This window comes from Nonomuraea monospora, assembly GCF_039531895.1.
In the GTDB taxonomy this organism is placed as follows: domain Bacteria; phylum Actinomycetota; class Actinomycetes; order Streptosporangiales; family Streptosporangiaceae; genus Nonomuraea; species Nonomuraea monospora.
On the sequence record NZ_BAAAQX010000086.1, the window covers coordinates 1 to 6458 of the forward strand.

A 6458-nucleotide genomic window follows, 5' to 3' on the forward strand; every position below is an offset into this window, starting at 1 on the left:
CTCCAGCAACGAGCCCACCGTCACCACCGCCTCACCGTCTGCACTCACAGTAGAAGGCGGTTCCCGGACTAAACAGTCACGACCACAAAAGCGCAGCTCAGGCACTCACTGAGGAAGAGCTACACCCATCTCGAATCGGCCAGCGCCCATCCCATCAGCGAGACCAGACCCGATCGTCAGTCGAAGGCCGTGGACGCTGTGGGGCCCGCGCGAGACCTGCCCTGCACGGTGCGGCGACCTAATAACGGCAGCGAGATGGACAACGCAGTCCAGACATCGGCGACATCACCAGTTATCTGGCACCTTGCGAGCTCGACGCCGTTCTCTGCAGCGAGCTCGGAGGCCCTGTCGCAGCCCCCCTCAGGGTCGACCAACGCTAACTTCGCTGCTGCGAGGGCGCTGAGGTCGGCGGCACTGTTGGCTCGATGATGGGCCACGCGGACGGAACCTACCGTGGCGAGTGCGGTGGCAACCGCCATCAGCAGGCCCATCAGTGCCACGCCCCAGAGCGTGGCCGAGCCTCTGTCCTTGGGATTGATCGTTGTCTCCTGGCATCGGTGAGGGGCGGACGTTCCGCCGGCTGGTGGCGGGTGTGGCGTGGTGTCACTGTTCGGTTGCTGCCGTGGCTGCGGCTGACACGCGGACTGCGGGTAGGGAGTCGCCCCAGGAAGGGCGAACTTCCACGGTGATCTGGACCTTTGTGAGTTCGGGATCGCGGGTTATGGCTACCTGGGCGTTCGGGTTGGTGGCTGCCTGGGTGAAGGCGCGGACCTGCTCCAAGGGCTCGCCTCTGGCTGCGGCGCGAGCTGCCAGGCGGGCGGCGTCCACGCATTCGAGTTGGACGGCGACGGCTTGGATGGCCCATAGAGCGGCAGCCAGGACGACCATGAGGGCGGGCAGCATCGCGGCGGTCTCGGCCGTCACCGAGCCCCGCGATGCCGACCGCTTGATGCTCTTGGAGATCCGCGCTCTGCGCGGTGTCATTCCTGTCCGGTTTTGAGTGCTCGGTCAATGAGCGAGGTGAGCATTTCCTGGACTTCTGGGCTGTTCACGACTTTGAAGAGGAGTGCGGCAAACGCGCAGGCTGCGATGGTTCCTACCGCGTATTCGGCGGTCGACATGCCGTGCTCTCGGTGGGCGGCCGCGTAGTGAAGCCACTTGTTCGTTCGCGGGCGAGAGTTGGTGATGCGGCGTCGGTTGGCAGCCGGTGAAGGAGTCTGTGGTCGGTCGGCGCTTGAGGGGGCTGGGGTGGCGAGGTTCTCTCGAGGATCCGCGAGGCCGCTTGTGGAAGGCCCGCTGGTGCTTCGGCCTGTCGTGGTGGTGTGGCGTTTCGGGGTGAAGGCTGCTGCGGTGGTGGCGTTGGCGGTGCGGTCATGGTGCTGGGCGGGTGTGGGGGTGGTCGTTGCGAAGGCTGTCGGGCTTCGGATGGTCTGGCGGCCTGGGTGAAGGGCTGATGTGGTGGTGCCGGCTTGTGCTGGGGCGGCTGCGATGTCGTCTGGCTTTGTGGCGGGACTGTGCATCTTGCCTCCAGGAGTTGAGAGCCAGGGGTCTTGGCCTGGCGTGAGTTAAGGGTGGCGGAGGTGGGGTGGGGAGATGGGGGCCGAATGGCGTTCTGTGGATAACGGCGAGGTGGTGGTGGATGTCTTGTGGATGAGAGTCGGAGCTTGAGCAGACCGCGGTGGCAGAGGGGCGCGGGTGGGCCTTGGCTCAGGTGTGAGGGGATGTCGGGCACAACGGTGCGTTGAACCCGGCGGAAGTGCTTGGCAGCGCAGTCGGAACAGCGAACGCAGCACGCCCGGAACCCGCGGTGGTCACGGCACGCGCGGTGGGCGCAGCACGCGCGGTGGCGGCAGGGAGACGGTGGCTACGGCTCGCGCGCTGGGCGCGGGGGCAGGACGGACGCGATGGCACGGCACATGCGGTGGACGCGGTGGACGCGGTGGACGCGGTGGACGCGGCAGGCCCGGTGAGCGCAGTCGATGCCCTGAGCAGGAGTGAAGTGGTGCTTGGAGACGGGCTGGCGAAGATCGACGTGCTTGGCGCGCCAAGGTGCTGGGGGCGTGGGTCAGCTCGGCGGGGTGGGGAGGGTGCACGAGGCTGCGGCGAGGACGCACGGGTGCAGGCTTCTGCGTTAAGTACGGCGTGCTTCGGCACGGCGGGCGAGGACACTCACGTAAGGCGATGTGCTGGGCGCGTTGTGCGTGGGCCTTGTCTTCCGGGAGTTCGCTGGCCGTGGCGGTCAAGGGCGGTCATGGGAGGACGATGGCTGAGGCCAGGCCGGCTACTACCGGGATGATGCCGAGTAGGACGAATGCCGGGAGGAAGCACAGGCCCAAGGGGGCGACTGCCTTTACGCCGACGCTTCTGGCCGCGGCGACGGATTCGGCTCTGGAGGCTTCTCGGGCGTCGTCGGCCAGGCGGGTTAGGACGTCCGCGACGGGAGCGCCGCTTTGTGCGGCTCGGCTCATGGCTCGGGACAGTTGGCCCATGGCGGGGTCTTTGGCGAGGGCTGCCCAGGTGGGGTCGGGGTCGGCGCCCAGGCGTAGTTGGGTGCTGACCCAGGTCAGGCGTTCGCCTACGGGGCCGCCTATCGCGTTGGCGGTGGTTTCTGTGGCGGCGCTCACTGGTCTGCCCGCGCGTAGGCAGGCGGTCATCAGGTCGGCGGCGAAGGGCAGGTCGGTGGCTATGCGGCGGTGGTCGGGAGGGGGTTGGTGGCGAGCTCTTCTGTGGAGGAACAGGGCTGTTGCGGGGGTGATGAGGGTGCCTGCTACGGCTCCGGGGAGGCCACCGATCAGGAGTGCGGAGAGTAGGCCTGCGGAGGTGGCGGTGAGGGTTGTTCTGCGGGTCAGGCGGGTGGGGTGGGGAGGGGATTGGGAGTGCCAGGTGGGGGGTTCGGTTGGGCTTTGGCGTCCTGAGTGGTGGGGTGTGGGGCTTTCGGGGGTTGGGGGTTGCTTGTTCGGTTTGCGTAGGTGGGTTAGGCGGTCTGTGGGGGTTCGGGGGGAGAGCCATAGGTAGGCGGAGAGGGCGGCGCATAGGGCGGCGAGGAGTTGGGGCATTAGTGGGTCGTCCTGGTGGGTCTGGTTTGGGCTTGGGTCGGTCTGGGCCGGTTTGGGCTTGGATCGTCCGGGCTGGTCTGGGCTTGCGTAGGTCAGGTTTGGGCTTGGGTGGCCATTCGGGTGGTCCACCAGAGGCCGCAGACGTCCAGGGTGATGCCGGATATCAGGCACATCAGGCCTGGCAGGGTGCCGAACAGGAACGACAGCGGGTGCATGTTCAGGGCTGCGGCCATGAGGAGGCCGAGGGCGGGGAGGGCGGCGAGCATGCGGGCCGTGGTGCGTGGGCCCGCTAGTTGGGCTGCGACGTCTTGGCGGTGGGTTTGGGCTGCTCGTAACGTGTGCGCCACTCGGTCTACCAGGGAGGCGAGGCCTGCGCCTGCTGTGGTGCTCACCTGCCAGGCGGCTGCGAGTTGGCGTAGGCCTTCCCCGCCTGCTTGAGGAGCTGCTGAGGTCAGGGCTGCGCAGACGTCGCCGCCGTCGCGAGCGGCGGCCATGACCGGGCGGAGGATGGTCGGGTCCGGGAGGTCTACTGCTGTCAGGGCTCTGGTCAGGGACTCGCTTGGGGTGCGGCCGGCTGAGAGTTCGGCGGCGAGGGATTGGCACAGCTCGATTGAGGCGCGGCGCCAGGCTTCCGCGCGGCGGGTGGGGGTGGGAGTGGTGGTGAGGTGGGTGGCGAGCTTAAGCAGGGCCTTCCAGGTTGGGTTGTGGTCGGTGGGTGAGGTCAGGAGGTTGTCCAGGCGGGTGGTGGCTGTGTTTGGGCCTGTCCACAGCCATATGGCGCAGGCTGTGGACAGTGCGGCTATGAGGGCGCTGGTCACGGGGCTTTGTCATCCTGGTGGGGTGTCGTGGGCGGGGCCGGTTCTTGTGGTCGGGCGAGGAGGTGGTCCCCACGGTCGTGCCTGGGGCGGTTCCCACGGTCGGGCAGGGAGGCGGTCCTCGCGGTCGTGGGTGAGCGCAGTCCTCGCGGTCGTGGGCGAGCGCGGCTCCCACGGTCGTGGAGTTGTTGGGGGCCGTGCGGGCGTGGGTTTGCGAGAGCTGCGGGCGTGGGTTCGTACGGGCGTCGGGGTGTGGGTTCGTACGGTGTGGGTTGAGGCCGTCCCTGCGTCGGGGGGTTGCGTCTTGGTGGGGTGGCTGGGTCGGGTTTGGGTTGATTAGGGGCAGGTTCGGTGGGCTAGGGCTTCGTAGCCGGGGCCGGGATAGGTGCGGCCTTGGGGGTCGAAGGTCAGGGCTGGGATGGATTCGACGAAGCCGGTTGGGGTTCTGGAGAGCAGGCGGATTTCGGCTATGCGTCTGCGGCCGTCCGGGCGGCTGCGGGTCAGGTGGATGACCGCGTCGAGAGCTGCTGCTAGTTGGCTGTGTACGGCCTCTCTGGACAAGCCTGCTGCGCAGCCGAGGGCTTCCAGGCGTGGTGGGACGTCTGCGGCTGTGTTCGCGTGCAGGGTGCCGCAGCCGCCTTCGTGGCCCGTGTTGAGGGCGGCGAGCAGGTCGACTACCTCGGGTCCTCGTACCTCTCCTACCACCAGGCGGTCCGGGCGCATTCTGAGTGCCTGCCGTACCAGGTCGCGGAGGCTTACTCCGCCTGCGCCCTCAAGGTTGGCTGGGCGGGTTTCGAGGCGGACCACGTGAGGGTGGAGGGGGCGGAGTTCGGCTGAGTCCTCTACCAGGAGGAGGCGGTCGGCTGGGTCCGCTAGGGAGAGGAGGGCAGATAGGAGGGTGGTTTTGCCGGTGCCTGTGCCGCCTGTGACGAGGAAGGCCAGTCTGGCCGTGACCATGGCGGTGAGCACCGGGATCGCCTGGGGTGTGATCGTGCCTGCTGTGACGAGGTCCTGAAGGGTGAAGGCGCGACGGGGTGGGAGGCGGAGGGAGATGCAGGTGCCGCCGGATGCGATGGGTGGCAGTACGGCGTGGAGGCGGACTCCGCCCGGGAGGCGGGCGTCCACGTACGGGGAGGCGTCGTCGAGGCGCCTGCCTGCGGCGGTGGCCAGGCGTTGGGCGAGTCTTCGGACGGAGCCGTCGTCGGTGAAGGCGATCGAGGTGCGGCGTAGGCCTGTGCCGTCGTCGATCCATACCTCGCGTGGGCCGTTGACCAGGACGTCCGTTACGTCTGGGCGGGCTAGGAGGGGCTCCAGGGGGCCTGCGCCTATCAGGTCGGCGCAGAGGGCTCGGGCTATGGCGAGGATCTCTGCGTCGCCGTAGACGGATTTTTCTGCTCTGAGAGCTAGGGCTACTTGGGCGGCGGTGGGTTCGACGCCTGTTCTGGCGAGGCGGACGCGTACTGCCTCGACCAGCTCTGGGGAGGCTGGGGTTGGGGTTGCCGCCACCGACGGGTCGGGTGGGCGTGCGGTGTGCGAGGTCGTCTGGGGGCGGGGGGTCGGGGTTCGGGCGTGAGGTGAGGCGGTGGTCCGCGCGGAGGTGGGGACCGGAACGGTGCGAGTGGGTGCCGAGGTCATGTGGGTCGAGGTCGAGGTCGAGGTCGCGATCGGGGTCGGAGTCGGAGTCGCGATCGGAGTCGCGATCGGGGGCGCGGTCGGAGTCGGGGTCGGGGGCGGAGTCGGGGGCGCGATCGGGGGCGGAGTCGGGGGCGGAGTCGGGCGGGTGGAGGCCGGAGGCGTGCCGGTCGGGATTCGAGTCGAGCCGGTCAGGGCCGGGGCCAGGCGGGTGCGGCTTGGAGCCGTGCCATTGGGGCTCGGAGACAGGGTCGGAGTCGTGCCGGTGCGGGCCAGAGCCGTGCCCGTGGAGGTCAGAGTTGCGCCGGTGGGGCTCGGGAACAGGCGAGTGAGGGTTGGAGCCGTGCCGGTGAGGGCTGGAGCCGTGCCGGTGAGGGCTGGAGCCGTGCCGGTGAGGGCTGGAGCCGTACCGGTGAGGGCTGGAGCCGGACCGGTGGAGGTCGGAGTTGCGTCGGTGGGGGCCGGGGCTGTGCCGGTCTGGGTTGCAGCCATGCGGGCGGGGGTGGTGGTCATGGGGTGGCAGCGGGAGTAGGCGTGACGGTGAGGGCGGTGGTCATGGGAGTGCTGGCCGGAGTGGGCGTGCCGGTGAAGGTGCTCGTCCTGAGGGTGGTGGCCGCAGTAGGGGTGGTGGTGAGGGTGGTCATGGAAGTGGGGGGCGGAGTGGGCGTTTGGGTGTGGTTCTTGGTCATGTGGCTGGGAGGAGGTCGCGGAGGAGGGAGGTGCAGAGGGCGCCTAGGACGGTGCGGGGGCCGAGTCTGGGGAGTTCGCCGCGGTTGAGGGTGGCGGTGAGTCTGGGCTGGTCGGGGAGGGTGCCGGCTGAGGGGATGCCTAGGTAGCTGGTGTTAAGAGGTCGATCCTGGCCGGTTGCGTCTCGATCGCGGTCTGCTGAGCCGGGCCTGCGATCGAGCTTGGGTGGCCCAACCATTTGCGGGGTTCGGGCCGGCCCTGCGCTGCC

6 protein-coding genes are annotated in these 6458 nt (G+C 68.9%); all 6 read right to left on the bottom strand.

The genetic code is table 11. The annotated features are described in order from the left end of the window. Positions 1 to 176: 176 nt before the first annotated feature. Positions 177 to 713 carry an Rv3654c family TadE-like protein gene (locus ABD331_RS61265; RefSeq protein WP_425566293.1) on the bottom strand — a complete coding sequence of 179 codons (537 nt, stop codon included), beginning with the start codon at positions 711 to 713 and terminating at the stop codon, positions 177 to 179. Next, positions 604 to 924 carry a TadE family type IV pilus minor pilin gene (locus tag ABD331_RS60450; RefSeq protein ID WP_344496629.1) on the bottom strand — a complete coding sequence of 107 codons (321 nt, stop codon included), beginning with the start codon at positions 922 to 924 and terminating at the stop codon, positions 604 to 606. Before ABD331_RS60450 ends, ABD331_RS61265 begins: the two co-directional genes overlap by 110 nt. Before the next feature lie 56 nt (positions 925 to 980). Then, positions 981 to 1520, bottom strand: coding sequence for a DUF4244 domain-containing protein (locus ABD331_RS60455; RefSeq protein WP_344496631.1), 540 nt, complete (start codon positions 1518 to 1520; stop codon positions 981 to 983). A 729-nt stretch (positions 1521 to 2249) separates the two neighbouring features. After that, positions 2250 to 3056, bottom strand: coding sequence for a type II secretion system F family protein (locus tag ABD331_RS60460; protein ID WP_344496633.1), 807 nt, complete (start codon positions 3054 to 3056; stop codon positions 2250 to 2252). Between the two features lie 92 nt (positions 3057 to 3148). After that, positions 3149 to 3874 carry a type II secretion system F family protein gene (locus tag ABD331_RS60465; RefSeq protein ID WP_344496635.1) on the bottom strand — a complete coding sequence of 242 codons (726 nt, stop codon included), beginning with the start codon at positions 3872 to 3874 and terminating at the stop codon, positions 3149 to 3151. Between the two features lie 333 nt (positions 3875 to 4207). Next, positions 4208 to 5377 carry a TadA family conjugal transfer-associated ATPase gene (locus ABD331_RS60470; RefSeq protein ID WP_344496637.1) on the bottom strand — a complete coding sequence of 390 codons (1170 nt, stop codon included), beginning with the start codon at positions 5375 to 5377 and terminating at the stop codon, positions 4208 to 4210. Positions 5378 to 6458: the final 1081 nt, after the last annotated feature.

Excerpts from the sequence above, each read along its gene's own strand:
- ABD331_RS60455 (WP_344496631.1), bottom strand. The coding sequence starts at position 1,520 with ATGCACAGTCCCGCCACAAAGCCAGACGACATCGCAGCCGCCCCAGCA.
- ABD331_RS60460 (WP_344496633.1), bottom strand. The coding sequence starts at position 3,056 with ATGCCCCAACTCCTCGCCGCCCTATGCGCCGCCCTCTCCGCCTACCTA.